A 25,294-nucleotide genomic window follows, 5' to 3' on the forward strand; every position below is an offset into this window, starting at 1 on the left:
TGCAAACGCAACCTCGATGTCTCGCACACTAAAACCCGACCTTGCCAACAGGGAGGTGTTCATATAAGGACGTCAACCAGAAGAAGGCGCACTGAGCGCGGGATGAGCAGGCCGCGGCGCGCGATGCATGTGGCGGCCGGTCGAACGAACGGGCGGTGCGGGGTGACCCGCAGCGCCCGTTTGCATTTGCGCGCGAGGAAAGACTGCGCGCGTTACAGCGACGGCAGCAGCTCGGGCGGGTGATGCTTGAGCGTGTGCCGCGCTTCGCGGAACTCGGGGAAGATCGATTCGACGGTCTGCCAGAAGGCGGGGCTGTGGTTCATCTCGCGCAGGTGCGACAGTTCGTGCGCGACCACGTAGTCGACGATCGACATCGGAAAATGGATCAACCGCCAGTTCAGGCGGATCTTGCCGTCGCTCGAGCAGCTGCCCCAGCGCGTCGCGGCCGACGACAGCGCGTACATCGAATACGTGACGCCCAGCTTTTCCGCATAGACCGCGAGGCGTTCGCCGAAGATCCGCTTCGCCTCGCCCTGCAGCCAGCCCTGCACGCGATCCTTGATCTGCTGCATGTCGGCCTGCGCGGGCAGCGGCAACGACAGCCGCAGCGCATCGGCGTCGAACCCGACGGCGCCCGCGCCGAGCGCGATCGTCACCGTCTTGCCGAGATACGGAAGCTGCGCGCCGTCGCGCCAGTCGATCTGCGGCAGCGCGCGCTGCTCGGTGCGCGTTTTCCACTCCGCGAGCTTCGCGAAGATCCAGCGTTGTTTCTCGGAGATCGCGGCTTCGATGTCGGCGAGCGTGACCCAGCGCGGCGCGGTGATCGACAACCCGCTGCCGTCGATCGTGAAGCCGATCGTGCGGCGCGCCGAGCGCTTCAGGCGGTATTCGAGCACGCGGCTGTCGAGTGCGAACGTGCGCACGCGCGAGCGGTCGGGGGCCGGGCCCGGATCGAGCGGTGCGGCGGGCGCCGCTTCAGGCGGCGCCGGCGGCGTAGCGGGCGCCGACGGTGCGGCGGCCGGCCCGTCGAAGAGCGGCAGATCCATCTGGCGATGATCGAGAGCCACGACGGCTGGCCGTGGCCGCGGACGCTGTTTCATCAGTTCGCTTCTTTTTGACGTACGCAACGGCTGCAACCCGCGGGATTCAGACTCGCGCGGCATCGCGCGTGCCGGCATTGCCCGCTTGACGATACGCATCGGGATCGATACGGCGCATTTCCGCTTCGATCCATGCTTCGACCTGCGAGTTCAATGCATCGGGCGTGAGGCCGGTCGAATCGATCGGCTTGCCGATCGACACGGTGACGACGCCCGGGAATTTCATGAACGAGTTGCGCGGCCACACCCGTCCTGCATTGTGCGCGATCGGCACGACGGGCGTGCCGGTTTCGATCGCGAAGCGCGCGCCGCCCGTCTTGTACTTGCCCTGCTTGCCGACCGGCGTGCGCGTGCCCTCGGGGAACATGATCATCCATGCGCCTTCCGACAGGCGCTTCTTGCCCTGGCGGATCACCGAGTTGAACGCGTTCTTGCCTTCCTTGCGGTTGATGTTGACCATGTGCAGCATCCCGAGCGCCCAGCCGAAGAACGGCACGTACAGCAGCTCGCGCTTGAACACGTAGCAGAGCGGCTTCGGCATCAGCGCCGGAAACGCGAGCGTCTCCCACGCGGATTGGTGCTTCGACAGCAGCACGGCCGGGCCGTCGGGCAGGTTGTCCATCCCTTCGATCCGGTAGCGGATGCCGTTCAGCCAGCGCACGACCCACAGCGTCGACTTGCACCAGCCGGCCGCCATCCAGTAGCGCGCGTCGGGGCGCATGAACGGGAACGCGATGAAGCACGCGGTGGCATACGGCACCGTGTACAGGATGAAGTAGATCAGCAGCAGCAGGGAGCGGACGAAGCGCATCGGCGTGAGTCTGGCGTTGGGGAGGATGCGCGCGGCAGCCGCATCACTCGTGTTCGTGTGAAAGGAAATCGAGCGCAAATGCGCGCAGGTCGTCGTGGACCTTCGTGCCGGGCGGCAGATTGCCGGCGGCGAGCGTTTTCTTGCCCTTGCCGGTCAGCACGAGGTGCGGCTGGAAGCCGACCGCGACACCGGCCTGCAGGTCGCGCAGCGAATCGCCGACGGCCGGCGTGTGACCGGGATCGATCTCGAAGCGCTCGGCGATCATCTGCATCATCCCGGGCTTCGGCTTGCGGCAGTCGCAGTGATCCTCGGCCGTATGCGGGCAGAAGAACACCGCGTCGATGCGCGCGCCGACCGCGGCCGCCGCGCGATGCATCTTCAGGTGCATCTCGTTGAGCGCGGCCATGTCGAACAGCCCGCGACCGATGCCGGACTGGTTGGTCGCGACGACCACGCGATAGCCCGCGTGGTTGAGCCGGGCGATCGCCTCGAGGCTGCCGGGCAGCGCGATCCATTCGTCGGGCGTCTTGATGAACGCATCCGAATCGACGTTGATCACGCCGTCCCGGTCGAGGACGACGAGCTTTCGGGTGGGGCTGGTCGGCATCGTGCGGCCCTTATGCGGCGAGCTTCGAGATGTCGGCGACGCAGTTCATCTGCTGGTGCAGCGCCGACAGCAGCGCGAGACGGTTCGCTCGCAGCGCGGGATCTTCCGCGTTGACCATCACGTCGTTGAAGAACGTGTCGACCGGTGCGCGCAACGCGGCGAGCGCCGACAGCGCGCCCGTGTACGCACGCGCCTCGAGCTGCGACTGCACGTGCGGCGTCACGGCCGCGAGCTGTTCGTGCAGCGCCTTCTCGGCGGCTTCGACGAGCAGCGCCGGCTGTACCGCGCCGTTCACGCCGCCTTCCGACTTCTTCAGGATGTTCGAGATCCGCTTGTTCGCGGCCGCGAGCGCTTCGGCTTCCACGAGAAGCGTGAATTCGCGCACCGCGTCGAGGCGTGCGACGAGATCGTCGACGCGCGTCGGGTTCAGGCTCAGCACCGCGTCGACTTCGCCGGCCGAATAGCCGCGCTCGCGCAGCAGGCCGCGCAGGCGATCCATGAAGAACGCGAAGATCGCATCGGTCGATTCGGCGACGCCCGGCACGCCTTCGAAGCGCGCGTGGGCCGTGCGCAGCAGCGACACGAGATCGAGCGGCAACTGCTTCTCGAGCAGCAGGCGCAGCACGCCGAGCGCATGGCGGCGCAGCGCGAACGGATCCTTCTCGCCGGTCGGCGCGAGGCCGATGCCCCAGATGCCGACGATCGTCTCGAGCTTGTCGGCGAGCGCGACGGCGGTCGATACGGGCGTGGTCGGCAGCGCGTCGCCGGAGAAGCGCGGCTGGTAGTGCTCGGCGCACGCGAGCGCGACGTCGTCGGCTTCGCCGTCGTGGCGCGCGTAGTACGTGCCCATCGTGCCCTGCAGTTCCGGGAATTCGCCGACCATGTCGGTCAGCAGGTCGGCCTTCGCGAGGCGCGCGGCGCGCTTCGCGTGCACGGCGTCAGCGCCGATCGCGGGTGCGATCTCGCCGGCCAGCGCCTCGAGGCGCTCGACGCGCGCGAGCGCCGAACCGAGCTTGTTGTGATAGACGACGTTCGCGAGCAGCGGCACGCGGTCGGCGAGCGGCTTCTTCTTGTCCTGCTCGAAGAAGAACTTCGCATCGGCGAGGCGCGGGCGCACGACGCGCTCGTTGCCTTCGACGATCTCGTCCGGCGTCTTCGTCTCGATGTTCGACACGATCAGGAAGCGCGAGCGCAGCTTGCCGCCGATATCGGTCAGCGCGAAATACTTCTGGTTCGTCTGCATCGTGAGGATCAGGCATTCCTGCGGCACCTGCAGGAATTCGTCCTCGAAGCGGCACGGGTAGACGACCGGCCATTCGACCAGCGACGTCACTTCGTCGAGCAGCGATTCGGGCATCACGACCGTGTCGCCGCTCGCGTGCTCGTTCAGTTGCGTGCGGATCGTTTCGCGGCGATCGGCGAAGTGCGCGATCACGCGGCCCTTGTCGCGCAGCGTGTCGGCGTAGGCGCGCGCATGCTGGATCGCGACGAGGCCGTCGGACAGGAAGCGGTGGCCGAGCGTGGTGTCGCCGGCGTCGATGCCGAACGCGGTGACGGGCACGATGCGATCGTCGTGCAGCACCGTCAGGCGATGCACGGGGCGCACGAACTGCACGTCGGAGCCGTCCGGGCGTTGATACGTCATCACCTTCGGGATCGGCAGCTTCGCGAGCGTTTCGTCGAGCGCGGCCTGCAGGCCGTCGGCGAGCGTCGCGCCGGCTGCCGAATAGTTGATGAAGAACGCTTCGGCCTTGCCGTCCTGCGCGCGCTCGAGATCGGCGATCGACAGGTTCGGGTGGCCGAGCGCCGCGAGCTTCTTCGCGAGCGGGGCCGTCGGCTTGCCTTCGGCGTCGAGCGCGACCGACACGGGCAGGACCTTTTCGCGGACCTGTTTTTCAGGTGCGACGGCGCGCACGTTCTGCACGACGACGGCGAGGCGGCGCGGCGTGGCGTAGCGTTCGAACACGAGTTCGCCTTCGACGAGGTCGCGCGCCGCGAGGCGTTGCGCGAGACCTTCGGCGAATGCGTCGCCGAGGCGCGCGAGGGCCTTCGGCGGCAGCTCTTCGGTCAGCAGTTCGACGAGCAGGGGAGCGGGATGATTGTGCGTCATGTTTGGAGGAAATCTCGTCTCGTCAGTCTTGGTCGATCTTGCGTTCGACCTTGAGCGGCGGCGCCCATGCCGGCTGCGCGGCGTCCTGGGCGTCGGTGGTGAGGCCCGGCACGCCCGGCGGGTTGCCGAGCATCGGGAAGCCGAGCTTCTCGCGCGAGTCGTAATAAGCCTGCGCGACGAGACGCGACAGCGCGCGGATGCGGCCGATGTACGCCGCGCGCTCGGTCACCGAGATCGCACCGCGCGCATCGAGCAGGTTGAACGTGTGGCCGGCCTTCAGCACGAGTTCGTACGCGGGCAGCGCGAGCTGCGCGTCGATCATCTTCTTCGCTTCCGCTTCGTAGCTGTTGAAGAACGTGAACAGCAGGTCGACGTTCGCGTGCTCGAAGTTGTAGGTCGACTGCTCGACCTCGTTCTGGTGGTAGACGTCGCCATACGACAGGCGGCGCAGCTCGGGGCCGTTCGGGCCGTGCTCTTCCCACTCGGTCCACACGAGGTCGTACACGTTCTCGACCTTCTGCAGGTACATCGCGAGGCGTTCGAGGCCGTACGTGATTTCGCCGAGCACGGGTTTGCAGTCGAGGCCGCCGACCTGCTGGAAATACGTGAACTGCGTGACTTCCATCCCGTTCAGCCACACTTCCCAACCGAGGCCCCACGCGCCGAGCGTCGGGTTTTCCCAGTCGTCCTCGACGAAGCGCACGTCGTTCTGCTGCAGGTCGAAGCCGAGCGCTTCGAGCGAGCCGAGGTACAGGTCGAGGATGTTCTCCGGCGCCGGCTTGAGCACGACCTGGTACTGGTAGTAATGCTGCAGGCGGTTCGGGTTCTCGCCGTAGCGGCCGTCCTTCGGGCGGCGCGACGGCTGCACGTATGCGGCGCGCCACGGCTCGGGGCCGACCGCACGCAGGAACGTGTGGACGTGCGACGTGCCCGCGCCGACTTCCATGTCGATGGGCTGGAGCAGGGCGCAACCCTGCTTGTCCCAGTAGGACTGCAGCGTCAGGATGATTTGCTGAAACGTAAGCATGAAGAGCCTTCGAGGCGCTGGCGCTCCGTTGCGGGCCGCGCTCCGGGCAGGGCCCCGAGGGTCGGCTCGCGCGGCGGCGCGGCTTGTTAGTGTGCTGAAACGTGTAATTTTACCGGATCGGCGACCGGATGCGGCCGGAACGCTGGCGAGGCCGCTGCCGGCCCGCTTCCTGCGGCCTCGCCAGCGTGGCCCCGTGCGCTCCGCGCAGGCGCATACGGCCCGTCGCGACGCGCGTGCCGCGACGCTTCGCGCGGGCGTTAAGATGCGCGTATTGCGGCTCGCGCGACGCGTGCCGCGCCACCGCTTGCAGGCTCCGATCGCATGGACGACCCGACCGACATCCTCATTCCGCTGCTTCCGCCGTTCCTTGCGCTGCTCCGGCACGCCGCCGATGCGCAGGCGCGCGGCGAGCGCGCCGCGCACGATCTGTGGTTCGCCGCAGCCGCCCATCTGCATGCGGTCGACGCCGATGCGCTCGCGCAGCTCACATCGACGCTCGTCGCGCGGCAGCGCACGGCCGACGCGCTCGCGCTCGCCGAATGCGCGGCGCGCGTGCGGCCGGGCGCGGCCGCGCACTTCAATCACGGCTATACGCTGCAGATGGCCGGCCGTCACGCGGACGCGGTCGCGCCGTACCGTGCGGCGCTGGCGGCCGATGCCGGCTGGCCGTCGCTGCGCAACAACCTCGCGATCGCGCTGCGGCTGTCGGGCGGCGATCGCACGGAGGAAATCGCGCTGCTCGACGCGGCCGTGAATGCGGACTCGCGCGACGTGCAGGCGTGGATCAACCTCGTCGTCGCGCGGCTCGCGACGCACGACCTCGACGGCGCGCTCTCGTGCGCCGCACGGCTCGCCGACCTCGCGCCCGACAACGCGCTCGCGATGAACAACGTCGCGATGGCGATGAAGGAGGCGCAGCGCTGGGGCGACGCCGAGCGTTACGCGGCGCGTGCGTGCGAGCTGGCGCCCGACGACGCGTCGTTCCGTTTCAATCTCGCGATCATCCAGCTCGTGCGCGGCAATCACGCGGCCGGCTGGCGCGGCCACGAGGCGCGCTGGGACGGCGCCGGCGAACTGCGCGGCCGCCGGCCGGCGCTGCCGGGCCCGCGCTGGCAGGGCGAGCCGCTCGCGGGCAAGACGCTGCTCGTATGGGGCGAGCAGGGGCTCGGCGACGTGCTGCAGTTCTGCCGCTTCGTCACGCCGCTCGCCGAGCGCGTGCATCGCGAGGGCGGCCGGCTCGCGTGGAACACGTTCCCGCAGGTGGGCACGCTGATGCAGCGCAGCCTGGGCGCGCAGGCGGACGCGTTCGGCGCGGGCGGCGGCGTCGACGCGCTGCCTGCATTCGATTACGAAGTGCCGCTGATCGGCCTGCCGCTGATGCTCGGCATGGAAGCCTCGACGCTGGCGTCGTCGGTGCCGTACTTGCGGGCCGATCCGGATGCGCGCGATGCGTGGCGCGCGCGGCTCGCGGGCGACCGCCGGCTGAAGGTCGGGCTCGTGTGGACGGGCAGTGCGGGCCACCAGCGCAATCCGTTCCGGCGCGTCGGGCTCGAGCGTTATGCCGATGCGTTCCGCGGGATCGACGGGGTCGCGTTTTATTCGCTGCAGCCGGGCGCGGATGCGGATGTCGCGGCGGCGCGTGCAGCCGGCTTCGCGATCGAGGACTTCACGGCGGAACTGAAGAGCTTCGACGATACGGCCGCGTTCATCGGCGCGCTGGATCTCGTGATCACCGTGTGCACGTCGGTTGCGCACCTGTCCGGCGCGCTCGGTGCGCGCACCTGGGTGCTGCTCGACGTGAATCCGCACTGGCCGTGGCTGCTCGAACGCAAGGACAGCCCGTGGTATCCGACCGCGACGCTGTATCGGCAGCGGAGGTTCGGCGCGTGGGAACCGGTGATGGAGGAGGTGGCGGGTGATTTGCGGAGCCTGGCCGCGCAGCCGGCTCAATCGGCCCGATCGGCCCGGCAGGCCTGAGCGGCCGACCGCATTGCGGTCACGGGCCGCGTCATGCGCGCCGGTCGTCGTCGGGCTTCGCGCCGTTGCGCCGGCGCAGCCCCGGCCCGAACGTGAAGCCGAACGCAAGCAGCACGAACGACACCGCGAGCACGATGTTGTTGCCGCTCGTCACGTACGGCGTGAAGCCGCTCGTGCCTTCGATCCGCACGTCGAGCGAGCCGATCGTGAACGGCTTCAACTGGCCGAGCACGCGGCCGTGCGCGTCGATCGCGGCCGTCATCCCGGTATTGGTCGAGCGCAGCATCGGCCGGCCCGTTTCGAGCGAGCGCATCCGCGCGATCTGCAGGTGCTGGTCGAGCGCGATCGTGTCGCCGAACCATGCGAGGTTCGTCACGTTGACGAGCACGCCGGGCGGCTGCGGATTGTCGCGGATCGTTGCGGCGATTTCCTCGCCGAACAGATCCTCGTAGCAGATGTCGGCCATCACGGGCTGGTTGTGCACGAGGAACGGTTTCTGCACCGGCGCGCCGCGCGCGAAATCGCCGAGCGGCATCTTCATCAGGTCGACGAACCACCGGAAGCCCCACGGAATGAATTCGCCGAAGGGCACGAGGTGGTGCTTGTCGTAGTGATAGATGTCGCGCGAGTTCGGCGTCACGCCGTACAGGCTGTTCGTATAGTCGACGTAGCGGCCTTCCTCGGTCACCGACGCGCCGACCGCGCCGAACAGCACGGCCGAACCGGTCGTGTCGCTGAACTTGCGGATCGCGACGGCGAACGGCTCGGGCAGTTCCTGGATCATCACCGCGATCGCGGTCTCGGGCGTGACGATCAGGTCGGCCGGCTTCTCGACGATCATCTGCTGGTACATCTTGATCGCCGCGTCGATGCCTTCCTGCTCGAACTTGATGTCCTGCTTCACGTTGCCCTGCAGCAGCCGCACGGTGAGCGGCGCGTTCGCGGGCACGGTCCACGTGACCTGCGACAGCCCGAGGCCGGCCGCGACGAGCGCGACGGCGACGCCGGCCGGCGCGGCGATACGCACGCGCGCGTTGCCGCCGGTGCTGCCTTCACGCAAGGGCGACGGGCGCGCGACGGCGAGCGCCTGCACGACCAGCGCGGCGAACAGTGCGAGCACCCACGCGATCCCGTACACGCCGACGATCGGCGCGAAGCCCGCGAACGGGCCGTCGACCTGCGGGTAGCCGCTCGCGAGCCACGGAAAACCGGTGAGCAGCGTGCCGCGCAGCCATTCGCCGAAGGCCCACGCGCTCGCGAACGCGAACGCGCCGTGCCAGGTCGGCGAGAACGGCCGCGGGTCGGGCGCGCGGCGATGCCACGCATGGCCCGCGCAGAACGACCACAGCCCGGCCGAGAACGCCGGGTACAGCGACAGGTACAGCGCGAACAGCACGAGCGCGCCGCCCGCGAGCGGCGCGGCCATCTCGCCGTATACGTGCATGCTGATGTAGAGCCACCAGATGCCGCTGATGAAGTTGCCGAAGCCGAACGCGCCGCCCGTGAGCGCGGCGCCGCGCCAGCTCGACGTGCGCGTCAGTTGCGCGAAAAACCAGACGAATACGGCGAGCTGCAGCCAGCCGCCGTGCGGCGTCGGTGCGAAGCTGAGCGTATTGGCCGCGCCGGCGAGCAGCGCGGCCGGGTAATGCCAGCGTGGCAGCGCGCGGCCGGGTGCCGGCGCGAGAAGGCCGCCAGCCGGGCGGGACGGGATCGGATCGTCCATGTGAAGCGGAAGTGGGCGAGCGGTTGAAGGAGACGCGGCTGGCGCGGGACGGTCAGTCCTCGTGCGAGGTTTCGGCGCGACGGCTGGCGAGCGGATTGCGGCGCACCAGCAGCACATGAACCTGGCGCGCATCGCCGCGCTGGATCTCGAATACGAGGTTGCCGAGCTGCAGCTTCTCGCCGCGGTGCGGCACGCGTCCGAAATGATGGGTGATCAGGCCGCCGATCGTATCGACTTCGTCGTCGGGGAAATCGGTGCCGAACGCCTCGTTGAACTGTTCGATCTCGGTAAGCGCGCGCACGCGGTAGCGGCCGTCCGGCCCTGCGATGATGTTGCCGGCTTCCTCGTCGAAGTCGTATTCGTCCTCGATGTCGCCGACGATCTGCTCGAGCACGTCCTCGATCGTGATCAGGCCCGCGACGCCGCCGTATTCGTCGACGACGATCGCGAGGTGGTTGCGGTTCACGCGGAAGTCGTGCAGCAGCACGTTCAGGCGCTTCGATTCGGGAATGAACACGGCCGGGCGCAGCATCCCGCGCACGTCGAACTCTTCTTCGGCGTAGAAGCGCAGCAGATCCTTCGCGAGCAGCACGCCGATCACGTTGTCGCGGTTCTCCTCGAACACGGGGTAGCGCGAGTGCGCCTTTTCGAGGACGAACGGGATGAAATCTTCGGGTTTGTCGGCGATGTTGATCGCGTCCATCTGCGCACGCGGCACCATGATGTCGCGCGCGCACAGGTCGGATACCTGGAACACGCCTTCGATCATCGACAGCGAATCGGCGTCGATCAGGTTGCGTTCGTGGGCGTCCTGGAGGATTTCCAGCAGCTCGCCGCGGGATTCGGGCTCGGGCGAGATGAAGTCGGTCAGGCGCTCGAGGAGCGAGCGCTTTTCTTGCGGTTTGTCGGTTGGCTTACGACTGGGATACGAATCGTTCATGGTGGTGCGCCCGGGTCGTGCCGGGGCGCGCTGTCACGGAGTAGGCAAGGATACACCAAGGGCACGACGCGACCGTGTCACCCCGGCCGTGCGGCCAGGGTGCGCAGCCCGCGCGGGCCTGCTCGCGGACGGCCGCGCCGGGCGCGGCATCGTCCTCGTGTCCATCCTATCCCAGAAAAGGGCGGCGGCGCAGCCGCGGCAAAAATCGGGTGTGGGCAGGACGGGGGCGGCGTGGAAAGGCGACCGGCCGGCCGGTCGGTACCGGGGCGGCATTCTGCCGCACGCGATCGCGCCCGGCGCGCGGCTCTCAAGAAAACGCCGGGCCGCCCCAAGTCTTCTTGACCCCGTCGGGGGGCCTGGCGCGAAGCGACAGGTCCGGGGGCGCTCAGAACCGCATGCCGGTCGAGCAGCCGCCGGCGGCCGCGCCGTTGGTCGCGGCGCCGCCGCAGCCGAGTATTCCGCAGCCGGACAGCGCGACGCTCGCGGCGACGATCAGCGCGGCGACCTTGCAGCGGGACCAGCGTGATGGTTTCATCGGCAGGAACCTCGTTCGAATGCGCAGGGAGCGCGGTTTCGCGCAGCGGCAAGCCGGGCGTCGCGTTGCGTCACCGGCATCGCGCGAGCAGCCCTTCCAGCGCGCGATCGGGGATGCCGCTCGCGCGCAGCGCGTCGACCGTGCGGCTCACGTAGTCGAGCGTCGTGCCGTAGCGGCCGGCCGCGCAGCCGAACACCTCCTTCACGACGGAGTCGGACAGCTTGCCCGTATAGGTCGGCGCGTCGCGGCGCATCACGAACGCGAGCGCGTTCACGCGTTCGCCGTTCTCGAGCGAGCACGGCAGCCACGCGGGCCGGTACGAACCCATCGGCATCTCGCGCTTCCACAGCGTCTCGAGGTGCGGCTGCGCGGTCGGGCCCGAGAGCCGGAACGCGATGCCCGAGCACGAGCCGCCGCGATCGAGCGCCAGCACGAGGCCCGGACGTTCGGGCGTGCCGCGGTTCACGCGCGACCACAGGTAGAGCCCGCGATGGTAGCCGTGCACCTTGCCGCGCACGGCGGCGACGGTCGGCAACCCCGGGTTCCAGATCAGCGAGCCATAGCCGAACAGCCAGAGGTCCTGCCGGCCGTCCCAGTCGCGCATCGTGTGCGCGAGCGACGCCGCGAGCTCGTCTTCCGTCAGCAGCCGCCCGTCGCCGATCGACGGCGGGTAGGCGGGCGGGAGCATCGCGGCGTTGCGCATCGTGCGGCCGGCTTACTGGTACGGGTTCGGGAAGCCCAGCTTCGCGAGGATGTCGACTTCGAGCGCTTCCATTTCGGCCGCGTCCTCGTCGCTCGTCTCGTGGTCGTAGCCCTGCGCGTGCAGCGCACCGTGCACCAGCAGGTGCGCGTAGTGGGCCGTGAGCGGCTTGCCCTGGTCGTGCGCTTCCTGCTCGACGACCGGGCAGCACAGCACGAGGTCGCCGATCACGGTGCCGTCGGGCGCCGCGTCGTACGCGAAGGTCAGCACGTTGGTCGGGTAGTCCTTGTGGCGGTAGCCGGCGTTCAGCGTGCGGCCTTCGTTTTCGCCGACGAAGCGCACGGTGAGCTGCGCGCCGGCGAACAGCGCCGGCTCGATCCATTCGGCGATCAGCTTGCGCTTGGGCAGCGTCTTGCGCACGTCGCTCGTGATTTCGTCGCCGTATTGCACGGACAGGTCGAGTTCCGGCTCGTGCAGCGCGTCTTCGATTTCGTCTTCGTGCGGCGCGAGTTCGGCGCCCACGTGCAGCGTCACGCTGTCGTAGTGCTCGGGCTGCAGCGCCAGCTTCGCGCGCATCGCGGGATCGTTGTGCTGCGCGACGATCGCGACGGCCGCGTCCCCCGAGCTGCCCGACAGGTCGAACATCAGGCTGCGGCCGTCCGGGAAGTCGATTCGCAGCCCCTGTGCGTTGACGGTCCGGGCCTTGCCCTTCGCATCGAACAGCGAAAGACGGGGGGATTCGGGCGCGGCGGACTGGGCGCGCCCGGACTTGCGAGAACGGGAGGATTTCATGACACGTGCGGCGATTGGAACGCGTTGAGGATACACCAAACGGCCGATCGCGCCCGAATTCGCGCGGGCGAAAAAAGGCCCGGCGCGCCGTCTGGCGGGCCGGGCCGGCAGGCCGGGGCAGCGCGCGGGCGCCGCCGGCCGGTCAGCTATCCTGGTGCTGCGCGTGGAACTCGTCGTACGCCTCGACGATGCGCGCGACGAGCGGATGGCGCACGACGTCCGCGCTCGTGAAACGCGTGAGCGCGATGCCGCGCACGCCGCTCAGCACCTGCTGCGCCTCGACGAGGCCGCTCTTGTGGCCGCGCGGCAGGTCGACCTGGCTCGTGTCGCCGGTCACGACCGCCTTCGAGCCGAAGCCGATCCGCGTGAGGAACATCTTCATCTGCTCGGGCGTGGTGTTCTGCGCCTCGTCGAGAATGATGAACGCGTGGTTCAGCGTGCGGCCGCGCATGTACGCGAGCGGCGCGATCTCGATCATCTGGCGCTCGAACATCTTCGCGGTCTTGTCGAAGCCGAGCAGGTCGTACAGCGCGTCGTACAGCGGACGCAGGTACGGGTCGACCTTCTGCGCGAGGTCGCCCGGCAGGAAGCCGAGCCGCTCGCCGGCCTCGACGGCCGGGCGCGTCAGCACGATCCGCTTGACCTGGTCGCGCTCGAGCGCGTCGACCGCGCACGCGACCGCGAGGTAGGTCTTGCCGGTGCCGGCCGGCCCGATGCCGAGCGTGACGTCGTGCGACAGGATCTGCTTCAGGTATTCGCGCTGCGCGGGCGTGCGGCCGCGGAGGTCGGCGCGCCGCGTGTAGAGCTTCGGCCCCTGCTCTTCGAGCGCCTCGTCGTCGAGCTGCACGACAGGCTCGTCGAACGGATGGTCGGGGTCGCCGCGAAAGCGCACGTCGAGCGTGTTCTCGCGGCCGTTGCCGGCGGTGTGGCGCACTTCGACCAGCGCGAGCTGGATGTCGTCGACCGACAGCGGATCGCGTGCGCGGTTGTAGAAGTTGTCGAGCGCCGCGAGCGCGAGCTTGGCGCCGCGCCCGCGGATCGTGATCCGGTGGCCGCGCCGCGCGAGCGTCACGTCGAGCGCCTGTTCGATCTGCCGCAGGTTTTCGTCGAGCGGGCCGCAGAGATTGGCGAGGCGCGCGTTGTCGTCGCGCGGCGCGATGAATTCCAGGGGGTGGGCGGGCTTCAAAGTGGCGTCGGGCTCCGGTGATGCGTCGGTCAGTGGGTGGCCGCGCTCGCGTCGTCGCTGACGAGCACGAGCTCGCCGCGCAGCGAATGCGGGTACGCATGGTTGATCTTCACGTCGATCATCTGGCCGATCAGGCGCGGGTGCGACGCGAGCGGCGCCGGGAAATTCACGACCCGGTTGTTCTCGGTGCGGCCCGCGAGTTCGTTCGGGTCCTTGCGCGACGGGCCCTCGACGAGGATCCGCTCGACCTTCCCGACCATCGACTGGCTGATGCGCGCGACGTTCTCCTCGATGGTCGCCTGCAGATGTTGCAGGCGTTTGAGCTTCACTTCGCGCGGCGTGTCGTCGTGCAGGTTCGCGGCCGGCGTGCCGGGGCGCGGGCTGTAGATGAACGAGAAGCTCGTGTCGTAGCTCATGTCGTGCACGAGCGCCATCATCTTGTCGAAATCCTCCTCGGTCTCGCCGGGGAAGCCGACGATCATGTCGGTCGACAACGACAGGTCGGGGCGGATCGCGCGCAGCTTGCGGATCACCGACTTGTATTCGAGCACCGTGTAGCCGCGCTTCATCGCCATCAGGATGCGGTCGGAACCGTGCTGCACGGGCAGGTGCAGGTGGCTCACGAGCTTCGGCACCTTCGCGTAGGTGTCGATCAGCCGCTGCGTGAATTCCTTCGGGTGCGACGTCGTGTAGCGGATCCGCTCGATGCCGGGGATGTCGGCGACGTATTCGATCAGCGTCGCGAAATCGGCGATCTCGGATGCGCCGGCCGTCAGCGCGCCGCGATACGCGTTCACGTTCTGGCCGAGCAGCGTGACTTCGCGCACGCCCTGGTCGGCGAGGCCGGCCACTTCGGTCAGCACGTCGTCGAGCGGGCGCGACACTTCGTCGCCGCGCGTGTACGGCACCACACAGTAGCTGCAGTACTTCGAGCAGCCTTCCATGATCGACACGAACGCGCTCGGCCCCTCGACGCGCGCGGGCGGCAGGTGGTCGAACTTTTCGATTTCGGGGAACGTGATGTCGACCTGCGCGCGGCCGCTCGCGCGGCGCGCGTCGATCATCTGCGGCAGGCGGTGCAGCGTCTGCGGGCCGAACACGAGGTCGACGTACGGTGCGCGCGACACGATCGACGCGCCTTCCTGGCTCGCGACGCAGCCGCCGACGCCGATCAGCAGGCCGGGCTTCGCTTCCTTCAGCTCGCGCACGCGGCCGAGATCGGAGAACACCTTCTCCTGCGCCTTTTCACGCACCGAGCACGTGTTGAACAGGATGACGTCCGCGTCTTCGGGGTTGTCGGTCTTTTCGAGGCCTTCGGCCGCATTGAGCACGTCCACCATCTTGTCCGAGTCGTACTCGTTCATCTGGCAGCCGAAGGTCTTTACGTAAACTTTCTTGGTCATGGGGATTCGCCGTTCGCAGTGGTTGACCTGGGGGCGTCGTCAAGGGTGAATCGGGACGGCCGTGCGCTGCACGCAGGTTGCGCGCGTCAAGCAGGAAAGGCCGTCGGGAAAGCTTTCCATTATAGCTTTTCGCGCTGCGCCGGACGGCCGGCGGGTTGCGGCCGCGCGACGTCGATCGTCAGGTTCCGACCCTTGAGCGGCCATGCATCGGCCGTCAGCGGCACGCGTTCAGCAGGTCGTCGAGCGCGGCTTCCTCGCGCGCGAAGCGTTCGGCGAGAAAGTCGAGCAGCACGCGCACGCGCGGCGCCATGTAGCGCTTGCTGTGATAGATCGCGTGCAGCGGCGCGTCCTGGTGCCGCCAGTCGGGCAGCAGCACGCGCAGCCGGCCCGCGCGGACGTCGTCGGCGATGTCCCACAGCGATTTCAGCGCAATGCCATGGCCGCGCAGCGTCCATTCGCGCGTGAGGCCGCCGTCGTTGGTCTCGAATGCGGTCGCGACCGGCACCCTGTGGATCTGCACCTCGTCGCCGCGCGTGAAGTGCCAGACGTTCATCGGACCGGACGCGATCGTGATCACGTTGCACGGAAAGCGGGCCAGATCGTGCGGATCGGCCGGCACGCCGTGGCGCTCGACGAACGACGGCGCCGCGCACAGCACGCGCCGGTTCGTCGCGAGACGGCGGGCGATCAGCGCACCGTCGGGCGGCGCGGCGAAGCGGATCGCGAGGTCGATCTCGTCCTGCCACAGGTTCGACGACGAATCGGACGCCGTCAGCGCGAACGTGACGTCGGGATGGCGTGTCGTGAATTCGTCGAGCCAGTCGAGCAACTGGTTGCGGCCGAAATCGGACGTCGACGACAGCCGCACCTTGCCGCCGACGACGTTGCGGCCTTCCTGCAGCATCGCGTCCGCGTCGTCGAGCGCCTGCAGCGCCTGGCGGCAGCAGTTCAGGTACAGCCGGCCTTCGTCGGTGAGCCGCAATTGCCGCGTCGAACGTTCGAACAGCCGTGTCGCGGTCTTCGCCTCGAGTTTCGCGAGGCGCGCGCTCGCGGCGGCCGGCGTGAGGTTCAGCTTGCGGCCGGCAGCGGACAGGCTGCCCAGTTCCGCCGCCTCGACGAATAGCCGGATATCGCCCAGTCGATCCATTCGATTTTCCAGAGTTTTTTGAAAATGGTTCAAATGCCACGCCAATTATCAAATATAGGCATCTTCGGGACAATGCGCGCACATCCCGCTTCTTGTGCGGTGCGGCACCGACCGGGCGCCGCTTCCGCCGCCCTCCGGAGAACGTCATGCCCATCCCGTTACTGGCGCTCGCGATCAGCGCCTTCGCCATCGGCACCACCGAATTCATCATCATGGGCCTGCTGCCCGAAGTCGCGCACGATCTCGCCGTTTCGCTGCCGTCGGCCGGCCTGCTCGTCACGGGTTACGCGCTCGGCGTCGCGGTCGGCGCGCCGCTCCTCGCGGTGCTGACGAGCCGCATGCCGCGCAAGGCTGCGCTGCAGTTGCTGATGGCGATCTTCATCGTCGGCAACGTGCTGTGCGCCACCGCGTCCGGCTACGCGATGCTGATGGTCGCGCGCGTGGTTACGTCGTTCGCGCACGGGTCGTTCTTCGGGATCGGCGCGGTGGTCGCCGCGTCGCTCGTGCCGACCGACAAGCGGGCGAGCGCGATCGCGCTGATGTTCACGGGGCTCACGCTGTCGAACGTGCTCGGCGTGCCGTTCGGCACGTTCGTCGGCCAGCTGCTCGGCTGGCGCGCGTCGTTCTGGATCGTCGCCGCGCTCGGCGTGCTGGCGCTCGGCGGCGTGGCCGCGCTCGTGCCGAACCGCCACGACAGCGGGCCGGTCGGCCTCGGCCACGAGGTGCGCGTGCTGAAGGAGCCGCAGGTGTGGCTCGCACTGCTGATGACCGTGCTCGGCTTCGGCGGCGTGTTCGTCGTGTTCACGTATATCGCGCCGATTCTCGAGACGGTGTCGGGCTACTCGCCGCGCTCGGTCGCGCTGCTCCTCGTGCTGTTCGGCGCGGGGCTGACGATCGGCAATACGATCGGCGGCAAGCTCGCCGACCGCGCGCTGATGCCGTCGCTGGTCGCGATCCTCGTCGCGCTGATGGCCGTGATGGCCGCGTTCGCCAAAACGAGCCACCTGCCGGTCGCGGCCGCCGTCACCGTATTCGTGTGGGGGATCGCCGCGTTCGCGACGGTGCCGCCGCTGCAGGCGCGCATGGTCGAGAAGGCCGCGAGCGCGCCGAATCTCGCGTCGACGCTCAATATCGGCGCGTTCAACGTCGGCAATGCGGGCGGCGCGTGGCTCGGCGGCCTCGCGCTGGAACACGGCTTCGCGCTCGATGCGTTGCCGTGGGTTGCCGTCGCGGTAACGTTCGCGGCGCTCGTCGTCACGTGGCTCGCGATGCGGCTCGATGCGCGCGGTCCGGCGCGCGGCGCGGCGCCGGCGGCACAATGAGCGGCGCGATGGTGGCATGACGGCGACGCCATAGCGGCAGGAAAAGGTTCGCGAGAAACGCATTCCTCCGCGATGCTGATAACGGTGTGAAGATAACTTCGTTTGCCCGCGCAAGGCCGGGTGATAGCGTCTCGATACGCGCCGTTGCAGGCGCAACCCGATTCCGATCCCGGCTTACCCCATACGCAGGGCCGCGCGGCGGCCCGGAGGCAATGCTATGTCTTCACCCCTGGCGCTGGTGCGCGATGTGTCTTCCTTCGAGTCCGGCAATGCCGCCGACGCGCGGGCATCCGCGTCGCTCGATGTCCTCGAACAAGTCGTCGGCGTGAATCTCGCGCGCTTGCGCGCCGAGCGGCAACTGTCGCTCGATGCGCTCGCGCGGCTGTCCGGCGTGTCGCGCGCGATGCTCGCGCAGATCGAGTCGGCGCGCAGCGTGCCGTCGATCAAGGTGCTCTGCAAGATTGCCGCGGCGCTGAAGGTGTCGGTCGCCGCGTTCCTGCGCCGCCATGCGGTGAACGGCTTCGAACACCTGGCGGCCGAGCGCGCGTCGCGCGTCGTCAGCTCGAACGGCCGTTTCTCGGCGCGCGCACTGTACCCGGAAGGCGAACCGGCCGCGGCCGAATTCCACGAGCTGCGGATCGCGCCGCTGCATACGGAGCCCGGCACGCGCCGCGCGCCCGGCACGACGGTCAACCTCGTCGTCAGCGAGGGCACGCTTGAAGTCAGCGTGCATGACCGCCGCCAGTTGCTCGCGACCGGCGACGCGATCGTGTTCGATGCCGACCAGCCGTACAGCCTGCGCAACCCGGGCGACAGCGAAGCGCGCGCGTTTCGCGTGACGGTGAGCCCCGAGGTGCCGCCGCGCTGGCTCGTGCCCGACGCGGCGCACGCGGCCGGTTGATCGTGCGGGTCGTACGGAGCGGTTGCCGTCCCCATATCGGGCGGGACCGCAGCGCGGCCGTCGGCCGTCTGGACGATGCCGTTAGACGGAGTCGTCAGTAAGGTTTTAGGTGCTGTTGGCTGCGCCATGCGCGCGGCTGTTGTATGCTTGGCCCGCCGCTGATGGGCAGCCCCCATCCGGCAATCAGTGCGTCTTCAGGGCGGGGCGAAATTCCCCACCGGCGGTAGGCTGGCGTAAGCCGGCGAGCCCGCGAGCGCCCGCGCCACCGCGCGGGGTCAGCAGATCTGGTCGAATGCCAGAGCCGACGGTCACAGTCCGGATGAGAGAAGATGTGCAGATAGTCATGTCCGCCAGGGCCGCTTCGCGATGCGTGCGAAGCGGGTTGTCGTTCTGTCTGTTTGCAATGCCCTGAAACGTTTTTCGCCCAAATCGTATTTGCGAGGAGCGTTTCACATGTCCTTGATGTCCGTTTCGTCGGCACCCGCCGACGCCTTTGCCGATCTCCCGTTGCTGGATTCCGAACCGGTGCCGCCGCGCATCGCCGCTGCGCTCGAAGCGATGCGCGCGGGCCGCGCGGTCGTGCTGCAGGACGACCACGACCGCGAGAACGAGGCCGACCTGATCGTCGCCGCCGAGCGCATCACACCCGAGACGATGGCGCTGCTGATTCGCGAGTGCAGCGGCATCGTGTGCCTGTGCCTGACCGACGACACGGTGCGCGCGCTCGAACTGCCGCCGATGGTGCAGACCAACGAGAGCCGCAACGGCACCGCGTTCACCGTCTCGATCGAGGCACGCGAAGGCGTGCATACGGGCGTATCGGCGGCCGACCGCGTGACGACGATCCGCGCGGCGATCGCCGACGGAGCGAAGCCGCACGACATCGTGCGTCCCGGCCACGTGTTTCCGCTGCGTGCGCAACCGGGCGGCGTGCTCGCGCGCCGCGGTCACACCGAAGGCACGGTCGACCTTTCGATCCTTGCGGGCCTGAAGCCGGCCGGCGTGCTGTGCGAGCTGATGAATCCGGACGGCACGATGACGCGCGGCGACGACGTCGAGCGTTTCGCGCGACAGCACGGGCTGCCGATGCTGACGATCGCGGAACTCGTCGAATTCCGCGAGGCGCTGGCCGCTGCGCGCGAGGGCTGCTTGAGCGACGCGTAGAGGGCTGCACGCGTAGTCCCGAAATTTGGCGATTCGGCGATATTCGGCTTCCGGAGCGCTACCTATACTCGACCGGGCTCGTCGGCATGGCGAACCGATAGTCCGGTTCGTGGTGTCGTGCTTGCACAAGGAGCCCGCGGCGGTCACGCACGGGTGTCGATCACGAACCAACAGAGGTAGGGAAATCATGCGAACAATCAACATGACGGAACGCGCATGCGTCGGTGGCGGGGCAGGCGGCCAGAACGCGATTCAATTGCCGGAGGGCACCGTCGATGCGGGGTTTGCGGCCCACGAGATTATGACGGCGCGTCCCGTTTTGCCGGGAGCAGCGGTTGGCGGCTCACGTGGGCGCTATCTCATCTACAAGTTCCCGCACGGCTGTACCCTGCCGATGATCCCGCGAGAGTGGCTGCGTTAAGCGCCGACGGCCCGGCGTGAAGGCGGGCCGCCAGTACAGCGGGCCCGGCTTCACGCCGGGCATCGCACTGACAACATGTCCTGGCTGATCAAGCGCGGCAATTGGCTGGTCGGCTAGCGCCCCTGCAGAATTCCGCTGCACCTGCTGCGCTGAACGGCGCGTTCCGTTCGCGACGGCATATCGTCCAGCGCTGCCGTCGCGACACGTTTACGACTGCACGTCGCCGAATTCGCCGCGCATGCCGGCTTCGACGAGCGCCGGCAGTTCGTCCATCTTGCGCATGATCCGCGTGATGCCCATCGCGCGCAGCGCGTCCGCGTAGTTGTCGGGGATGTGGCTTGCGCCGACGAACGCGATCGTCTTCATCCCCGCCGCGCGCGCGGCATTCAACCCCGATACGCTGTCCTCGACGACGATGCAGCGCGCCGGCGCCACGCCGAGCGTCTGCGCCGCATGCAGGTAGACGTCGGGGTAGGGTTTCGGCCGCGACACCTGCTCGGAACTGAACACGCGTTCGCCGAAGATCTCGGTGAGCGACGCGCGCTTCAGCGAGTTGCGCACGCGCACGAGCCGGCTGTTCGACACGACGGCGGCCGGCAGGCTGACCTTCAGCAGCGCGTCGCGCACGCCGGTGATCGGCGCGAGCGATTGCGCCAGTGCGATCTCGATGTTGTGCTCGATGGTCTCGATGAAGTCGGCCGGCATCTCGACGCCGAAGCGGGATTCGAGCCCCGCGAGGAAACGCGACGTCTGCTGGCCGAACGCCGACTTCGCGGCGGCTTCGAAATCGATATGCGGGAAGGTGGCGGTCAGCGTGTCGAGCAGCACGCGGTCGGCGATGACTTCGCTATCGACGAGCACGCCGTCGCAGTCGCAGATGAGGTGATCGAGCATGATGGTGAACAAGCGGGATATCGGCGACGCCGATCGATTCGCCATGATACGTGCTTTCACGCGCATGCCGCGCGACGTTTCGGCAAATCTGCCCGATGCGGCCGTGCCGTCGCGGCATTTCGTACGGGTGTGCTGCCGATCGTGCGACGGCGGCGGTCCGCTTGCACGGGCCGCCATCGTTCGCGTCACATCTCGATCACGAGCCCCGTTTTCCACGACGTCATCGCGGCCTCGGCCAGCTCGAGCGCGGCGAGCCCGTCGTCGATCGTCGTCCTGATCGGCGTGCCGTCGCGCAGCGCGTCGACGAAGTGCGCGATCTCGGCCGCGTACGCATGCCGGTAGCGCTCGAGGAAGAACGGCTCCGGCACGTCCGTCGCGATGCCGCCGGCCAGCCACGCGCTCACCTCGGTCGGCCGCACGTTGCCGGCCTGCAGCATCCCGTTGCTGCCGAGCAGCTCGAAGCGCTGGTCGTAGCCGTAGGCCGCGCGCCGCGACGTGTTGATCTGGCACAGCAGCCCGCGCCGCGTGCGGATCGTCACGGCGGTCGAATCGATGTCGCCGGCATCGAGCACGGCCGGGTCGGTCAGGCAACTGCCGGTCGCGTGCAGCGTCTGCGCTTCGTCACCGAGAATCCAGCGGAACACGTCGAAATCGTGGATCAGCATGTCCTTGAAGATGCCGCCCGAGCTGCGGATGTAGTCGACGGGCGGCGCGCCCGGGTCGCGGCTCGTGACGATCAGCATCTCCGGCGTGCCGATCTCGCCGCGTTCGACACGCGCCTTCAGCGCGGCGAAGGTCGGGTCGAAACGGCGCTGGAAGCCGATCATGCAGGTCACGCCGGTGCGCCGCACGACGTCCGCGCATGCGCGCGAGCGCTCGACGGTCAGGTCGACCGGCTTCTCGCAGAACACGGCCTTGCCCGCGTTCGCCGCCGCGACGATCAGGTCCGCATGCGTGTCGGTGCTCGACGCGATCACGACCGCCTGCACGGCCGCATCGCCGAGTGCGCGTTCGATGTCGGCGACCTGCGCGCCGTGTGCGTGTGCGAGCGCTTCGGCCGACGGCGCGTGACGGTCGATCACGTATTTCAGTTTCGCGCCCGGATGGCGCGCCAGATTCGCCGCGTGGATCTTGCCGATTCTTCCCGCGCCGAACAAAGCGAATTCGATCATTCTGTTCTCCTCTTTCTTTGAGTTCGTTGTCTTCTTCCTGTCAGGCCCGTGCCTGGCGCGCACATCGAGTGCATGGCCGCGCGCGTCGTCACGTGTACGGGGCGTCACGCCGGCCGCGCACCGCGGCGACGCTCAGCAATCCGCCAGTTCGCGCCGCACATAGTCGATGCTTGCCCGCAGCCGGTCTTCGATGTCGTCGGCTTCCGCGATTTCGTTCGCGAACGGCTCGAACGAGAACGCGCCGCGGTAGCCGCGCGCGAGCAGTTCGCGCAACTGCCGGATGTTGCCGAGCCGGTCGGCGCCGCCGACCAGCACGCGATGGCCGTCGCGCATCCGGTCGACCGGCAGGTCGGCTTCGTCGACGCCAGAGATGTGCACGAGGCCCGTCAGGTTCGGGAAGAAGATGTCCTCGCCCGACAGGTGATGGTGGAACGTGTCGTGCACGAGCCGGAAGACCTGTTCGCCGGCTGCGTCGTAAATGCCTTTCACCGCGTCGGACTTGCGGCGCAGCGCGCACTCGTCGAAGCCGAGCGGCTCGATGAAGCCGAGCAGGCCGCGCGCTTCGAGGATCGGCTTGAGCGCCTTCAGCGCCTTCACGAGATCCGCATGGCGCACGTCCGCGCCGCGCGTGTCGCCGCGGCTGTTGGTCGGGCACAGCACCAGCGCACGCGCGCCGCACTGCGCCGCGTAGTCGGCCAGCACGGTCGCTTCGTCCGCGCGCTCGGCGTTCCATTGCTCGAAGCGCTGCAGCGCGTTGATCGTCAGGATCGTCACGCCGCCGGCTTCGGCCGTCGCGCGCACGACGGCGGCCGGCGTGCCGTCGGCGATCTCGACGCCGTCGAGATCGTTGCGGATTTCGATCGTGTCGATGCCGAGGCGCCGGCACAGTGCGACATAGCGGTCGAGCGGCAGGCGCGGCGCGCTCATCCGGTTCAGCGAAAAGTGGAATGCTTGCGTCATCGTTCTGTCCTTGTGTGTCGAGTATGGCTGGGTCCGGATCAGGTGCCGGTGCGAGCGGTGTCGCCGGCCGGCGCGTTTGCCGGCGGCGCGGCGAGTGCGTGCCACGTGTCGCGCAGCCAGTGCGCGCATGCGACGTTGTTGTCGAAGATCGAATAGCGTGCGCCGCCGCCGTAGTCGGGAAACGGGATGAACTCGCAACTGATCTGCTCGAGCCGATCCGGCCGCGCGTGAGCCTGCGATTGCAGCAACTGGCGCAGCGCGGCCTTCCACGTGTCGAGCGCCGCCGCGTGCCATTCGCCGTGCCAGGCGCCCGGTGCCGGCGCGACGAACGGATACTGGATGCCGCGGCCGGGCCGGCCGTCCGCGCGGCGCATCCAGCGGTTCTCCGGGTTGTTCGGAATCACGCTGCGCGCATGCGCATGCCGGACCCAGCCGCGCGCGATCCAGTCGGCGTAGATGGCGGCCGGCGATGCGGGGTCGAGCACGAGACTGCCGCTGTCGACCCGTTCGCGAATGCCCGACGCATCGAGTTCGGCGCGATTGCCGATCTTGAACAGCAGGTGCGAATGATCGAGCGTGATCCGGAACGGCGCACCGGCCTGCTCGACATGCCGCGCGACACGCGCGACGCGCGTGAAGTCCTCGCTCCACATGTCGACGTGCACTTCGAGGCTCGGCAGGCAGCCGACCGGCTCGCCGCGTTCGTACGTGCGCAGGTAGAAATCGGCGACTTCGCGGTCCGACAGCGGATGGCCGTCCGCGTGATGCGCGTACAGCTGGCAGTTGAGTACCGTGCTGCCGAACCGCGCGCCGGCATCGACGATTTCGGCGGCATGCGCTTCGTCGCGGCCCGCGCACCAGATGCCGCCGATCACGCGAATCGGCAGCGCGTGGCGTTCGACCAGCGCGAAATACGGCGACAGATCTTCGCCGCGCGACGGGTTCTTTTCGACGTAGTCGAACACGCCGGCGTCGGCGATCATCCGGAAGCGTTCGGCAGGCGTGGGCAACGGCAGGCCGTCGTGTTCGAGCACGCCGTCGAGGTTCACGCCGATGAGGATCGGTTCAGCCATCGTCTCCTGTCCGTTGTTGTGCTGGGGATGGCTGTCCAATGTACGGATGCGCGGCGCGGGCTGCATGACAAACGTTGACGAAAAATCGCCAATGCGTCGGTCGATTTTTTTCGCCGCGCGCATGCGCCGCGATGCGCGGCGACATTCAGGGCTGCAGGTAGGCGCTCGTCCTCACGTTCGCCGCACAGAACACGCGGAATTCGACCGGGTCGCCGGGCGGCGGCTGTTCGACGATCCCGCACGCATGCAGTACGTGCTGCAGCGCGGAAATCGCCTGTCCGTCCGGATCCTGGTCGATCGCGAGGTCCATCGCACCGGCGTCGATGAAGGTGCGGTGCTCGTCGAGCATCTCGTGCCCGATCCAGACCACGCGGCCGGTCGCGCCGGCCTTGCGCAGCGCCGCTTCGATGCCGGCCGAGCCGGCGCCGCTGTTGTAGATCGCGACCACGTCGTCGTGTGCCTGCAGTGCCTTCGTCACCGCGCGGTAGCAGCGGTCGTCCTGGTCGAGCGTCTCGACCGGCTCGCCGTCGCAGCGCAGCGCGGCGAACGCATCGGCGAGCTGGTCGCGGCAGCCGGCCATCCGGTCGGCGTGCGCGCGGTAGCCCATGCGGCCGCCGAGCAGCAGCACGCGGCCGGGGCGTGCCGCCAGGCGGCCGACGTAGTAGCCGGCCGTGCGCCCGGCGCGGTAGTTGTCGATGCCCGCGTAGTGCACGCGGTCGATGCCGCCGATGTCGGTGACCATCGTGACGACGGTTTCACCGCGCGCGATCGCGCCGGCCAGCGCATCGCGCACGCGGGCGGTGTCGCGTGCCGTGACGATCAGCGCCGCGCGCCGGTATGCGGGCCGTTCGATCAGCGCGGCGGCGCGTTCGTCGTCCGCGGCGGGCAGGATCGTCCGGTGCACGACCACGCGCCGGTCGAGCATCTGCAGCGAGCGCTGCAGCGCCTGCTGCAGCCGCCGGAAGAACGGCGCGTCGGTGTCCGGCAGCAGCACGTCGACGTGGATCAGCCCGTGCCGCGTGTCGGGCAGCTGCCGCGGCACGCCGAGCTGCCGCGCCGCTGCGACCACGCGCTCGCGCGCCTGCGCCGACACGCTGCCGCGCTCGTTCAGCACGCGGTCGACGGTGGTCGTGCTGACGCCGGCGAGCGCCGCGATCTCGTCGAAGCGCGCGGTGCGCTTGCGCCAGCGCGGCCCGGATTCACCTGCCATGGTCGTCTCCATCGTCGTGGTCGCCATCATCGGGTGCGTGGCGCTGCCAGGAACGCTAAAACGATGGCGAAATTTCGTCAACGTTTCGATTGAGCGGGGGCGGCCGGTCGCCTAATTTT

Annotated in this window: 23 protein-coding genes and 1 riboswitch; of the genes, 5 read left to right on the top strand and 18 right to left on the bottom strand. The window is 68.6% G+C overall.

What is annotated here, in order from left to right; genetic code table 11:
* Positions 1-212: 212 nt before the first annotated feature.
* From KVT39_RS34780 to glyQ, 5 genes are read right to left on the bottom strand one after another with little or no spacing between them, the layout of a single operon-like run.
* Positions 213-1,100: a M48 family metallopeptidase gene (locus KVT39_RS34780; protein WP_034179426.1), complete on the bottom strand. Its 888-nt coding sequence runs from the start codon at positions 1,098-1,100 to the stop codon at positions 213-215.
* Positions 1,101-1,146: 46 nt separating this feature from the next.
* Complete coding sequence (locus KVT39_RS34785; RefSeq protein WP_034178979.1) at positions 1,147-1,911, bottom strand: 1-acyl-sn-glycerol-3-phosphate acyltransferase; 765 nt, start codon at positions 1,909-1,911, stop codon at positions 1,147-1,149.
* Between the two features lie 43 nt (positions 1,912-1,954).
* A complete protein-coding gene (gene gmhB / locus KVT39_RS34790) occupies positions 1,955-2,518 on the bottom strand; it encodes a D-glycero-beta-D-manno-heptose 1,7-bisphosphate 7-phosphatase (protein ID WP_034178978.1) in 564 nt (187 codons plus the stop codon).
* A 10-nt stretch (positions 2,519-2,528) separates the two neighbouring features.
* Positions 2,529-4,628, bottom strand: coding sequence for a glycine--tRNA ligase subunit beta (gene glyS, locus KVT39_RS34795; protein WP_034178977.1), 2,100 nt, complete (start codon positions 4,626-4,628; stop codon positions 2,529-2,531).
* A gap of 22 nt (positions 4,629-4,650) precedes the next feature.
* Positions 4,651-5,655 (bottom strand): glycine--tRNA ligase subunit alpha, encoded by a 1,005-nt coding sequence (glyQ, locus tag KVT39_RS34800; RefSeq protein ID WP_082729061.1) that lies wholly within the window; start codon positions 5,653-5,655, stop codon positions 4,651-4,653.
* A gap of 321 nt (positions 5,656-5,976) precedes the next feature.
* Between glyQ and KVT39_RS34805 the strand changes: the two genes are divergently transcribed.
* Entirely contained in the window at positions 5,977-7,632 is a 1,656-nt protein-coding gene (locus tag KVT39_RS34805; protein ID WP_217591222.1) for a hypothetical protein, read from the top strand.
* 31 nt (positions 7,633-7,663) lie between these two features.
* Here KVT39_RS34805 and lnt read toward each other — a convergent pair whose 3' ends face one another.
* The 8 genes from lnt to KVT39_RS34845 all read right to left on the bottom strand — a co-directional run bounded on the left by lnt (position 7,664) and on the right by KVT39_RS34845 (position 16,058).
* Complete coding sequence (lnt, locus tag KVT39_RS34810) at positions 7,664-9,355, bottom strand: apolipoprotein N-acyltransferase (RefSeq protein ID WP_034178975.1); 1,692 nt, start codon at positions 9,353-9,355, stop codon at positions 7,664-7,666.
* Between the two features lie 52 nt (positions 9,356-9,407).
* Complete coding sequence (locus KVT39_RS34815) at positions 9,408-10,295, bottom strand: HlyC/CorC family transporter (RefSeq protein WP_034178974.1); 888 nt, start codon at positions 10,293-10,295, stop codon at positions 9,408-9,410.
* 385 nt (positions 10,296-10,680) lie between these two features.
* On the bottom strand, positions 10,681-10,830 hold the full coding sequence (locus tag KVT39_RS34820) for a hypothetical protein (protein ID WP_165948079.1): 150 nt from the start codon (positions 10,828-10,830) through the stop codon (positions 10,681-10,683).
* 70 nt (positions 10,831-10,900) lie between these two features.
* Positions 10,901-11,533 carry a gamma-glutamylcyclotransferase gene (locus tag KVT39_RS34825; protein ID WP_034178973.1) on the bottom strand — a complete coding sequence of 211 codons (633 nt, stop codon included), beginning with the start codon at positions 11,531-11,533 and terminating at the stop codon, positions 10,901-10,903.
* A 12-nt stretch (positions 11,534-11,545) separates the two neighbouring features.
* Complete coding sequence (ybeY, locus tag KVT39_RS34830; protein ID WP_034178972.1) at positions 11,546-12,322, bottom strand: rRNA maturation RNase YbeY; 777 nt, start codon at positions 12,320-12,322, stop codon at positions 11,546-11,548.
* 142 nt (positions 12,323-12,464) lie between these two features.
* Complete coding sequence (locus tag KVT39_RS34835) at positions 12,465-13,508, bottom strand: PhoH family protein (protein WP_105391414.1); 1,044 nt, start codon at positions 13,506-13,508, stop codon at positions 12,465-12,467.
* 29 nt (positions 13,509-13,537) lie between these two features.
* Positions 13,538-14,911: a tRNA (N6-isopentenyl adenosine(37)-C2)-methylthiotransferase MiaB gene (miaB, locus tag KVT39_RS34840; protein WP_034178970.1), complete on the bottom strand. Its 1,374-nt coding sequence runs from the start codon at positions 14,909-14,911 to the stop codon at positions 13,538-13,540.
* Positions 14,912-15,125: 214 nt separating this feature from the next.
* Positions 15,126-16,058 (bottom strand): LysR family transcriptional regulator, encoded by a 933-nt coding sequence (locus KVT39_RS34845; protein ID WP_034178969.1) that lies wholly within the window; start codon positions 16,056-16,058, stop codon positions 15,126-15,128.
* Between the two features lie 146 nt (positions 16,059-16,204).
* Here KVT39_RS34845 and KVT39_RS34850 point away from each other — a divergent pair, with 146 nt between their 5' ends.
* The 4 genes from KVT39_RS34850 (at position 16,205) to KVT39_RS34865 (ending at position 19,866) form a co-directional block, all read left to right on the top strand.
* Positions 16,205-17,380, top strand: coding sequence for an MFS transporter (locus KVT39_RS34850; RefSeq protein ID WP_217591223.1), 1,176 nt, complete (start codon positions 16,205-16,207; stop codon positions 17,378-17,380).
* Positions 17,381-17,597: 217 nt separating this feature from the next.
* Entirely contained in the window at positions 17,598-18,281 is a 684-nt protein-coding gene (locus KVT39_RS34855) for a helix-turn-helix domain-containing protein (protein WP_072443458.1), read from the top strand.
* A 186-nt stretch (positions 18,282-18,467) separates the two neighbouring features.
* A riboswitch (FMN riboswitch) is annotated at positions 18,468-18,616 on the top strand.
* A gap of 118 nt (positions 18,617-18,734) precedes the next feature.
* Positions 18,735-19,445: a 3,4-dihydroxy-2-butanone-4-phosphate synthase gene (ribB, locus tag KVT39_RS34860; protein WP_034178966.1), complete on the top strand. Its 711-nt coding sequence runs from the start codon at positions 18,735-18,737 to the stop codon at positions 19,443-19,445.
* 187 nt (positions 19,446-19,632) lie between these two features.
* On the top strand, positions 19,633-19,866 hold the full coding sequence (locus KVT39_RS34865) for a hypothetical protein (protein ID WP_152603871.1): 234 nt from the start codon (positions 19,633-19,635) through the stop codon (positions 19,864-19,866).
* A gap of 207 nt (positions 19,867-20,073) precedes the next feature.
* Here KVT39_RS34865 and KVT39_RS34870 read toward each other — a convergent pair whose 3' ends face one another.
* From KVT39_RS34870 to KVT39_RS34890, 5 genes are all read right to left on the bottom strand, one after another.
* Positions 20,074-20,760 carry an HAD family phosphatase gene (locus KVT39_RS34870; protein ID WP_217591231.1) on the bottom strand — a complete coding sequence of 229 codons (687 nt, stop codon included), beginning with the start codon at positions 20,758-20,760 and terminating at the stop codon, positions 20,074-20,076.
* Positions 20,761-20,945: 185 nt separating this feature from the next.
* Positions 20,946-21,932 carry an inositol 2-dehydrogenase gene (gene iolG, locus KVT39_RS34875; RefSeq protein ID WP_217591224.1) on the bottom strand — a complete coding sequence of 329 codons (987 nt, stop codon included), beginning with the start codon at positions 21,930-21,932 and terminating at the stop codon, positions 20,946-20,948.
* A gap of 132 nt (positions 21,933-22,064) precedes the next feature.
* On the bottom strand, positions 22,065-22,892 hold the full coding sequence (locus KVT39_RS34880) for a TIM barrel protein (RefSeq protein ID WP_175750269.1): 828 nt from the start codon (positions 22,890-22,892) through the stop codon (positions 22,065-22,067).
* Between the two features lie 38 nt (positions 22,893-22,930).
* Positions 22,931-23,965, bottom strand: coding sequence for a xylose isomerase (locus tag KVT39_RS34885; protein ID WP_217591225.1), 1,035 nt, complete (start codon positions 23,963-23,965; stop codon positions 22,931-22,933).
* 145 nt (positions 23,966-24,110) lie between these two features.
* Positions 24,111-25,175, bottom strand: coding sequence for a LacI family DNA-binding transcriptional regulator (locus KVT39_RS34890; protein ID WP_105391431.1), 1,065 nt, complete (start codon positions 25,173-25,175; stop codon positions 24,111-24,113).
* Positions 25,176-25,294 lie beyond the last annotated feature (119 nt).

Source organism: Burkholderia sp. GbtcB21 (assembly GCF_019091065.1).
Taxonomy (GTDB): Bacteria; Pseudomonadota; Gammaproteobacteria; order Burkholderiales; family Burkholderiaceae; genus Burkholderia; species Burkholderia pyrrocinia_C.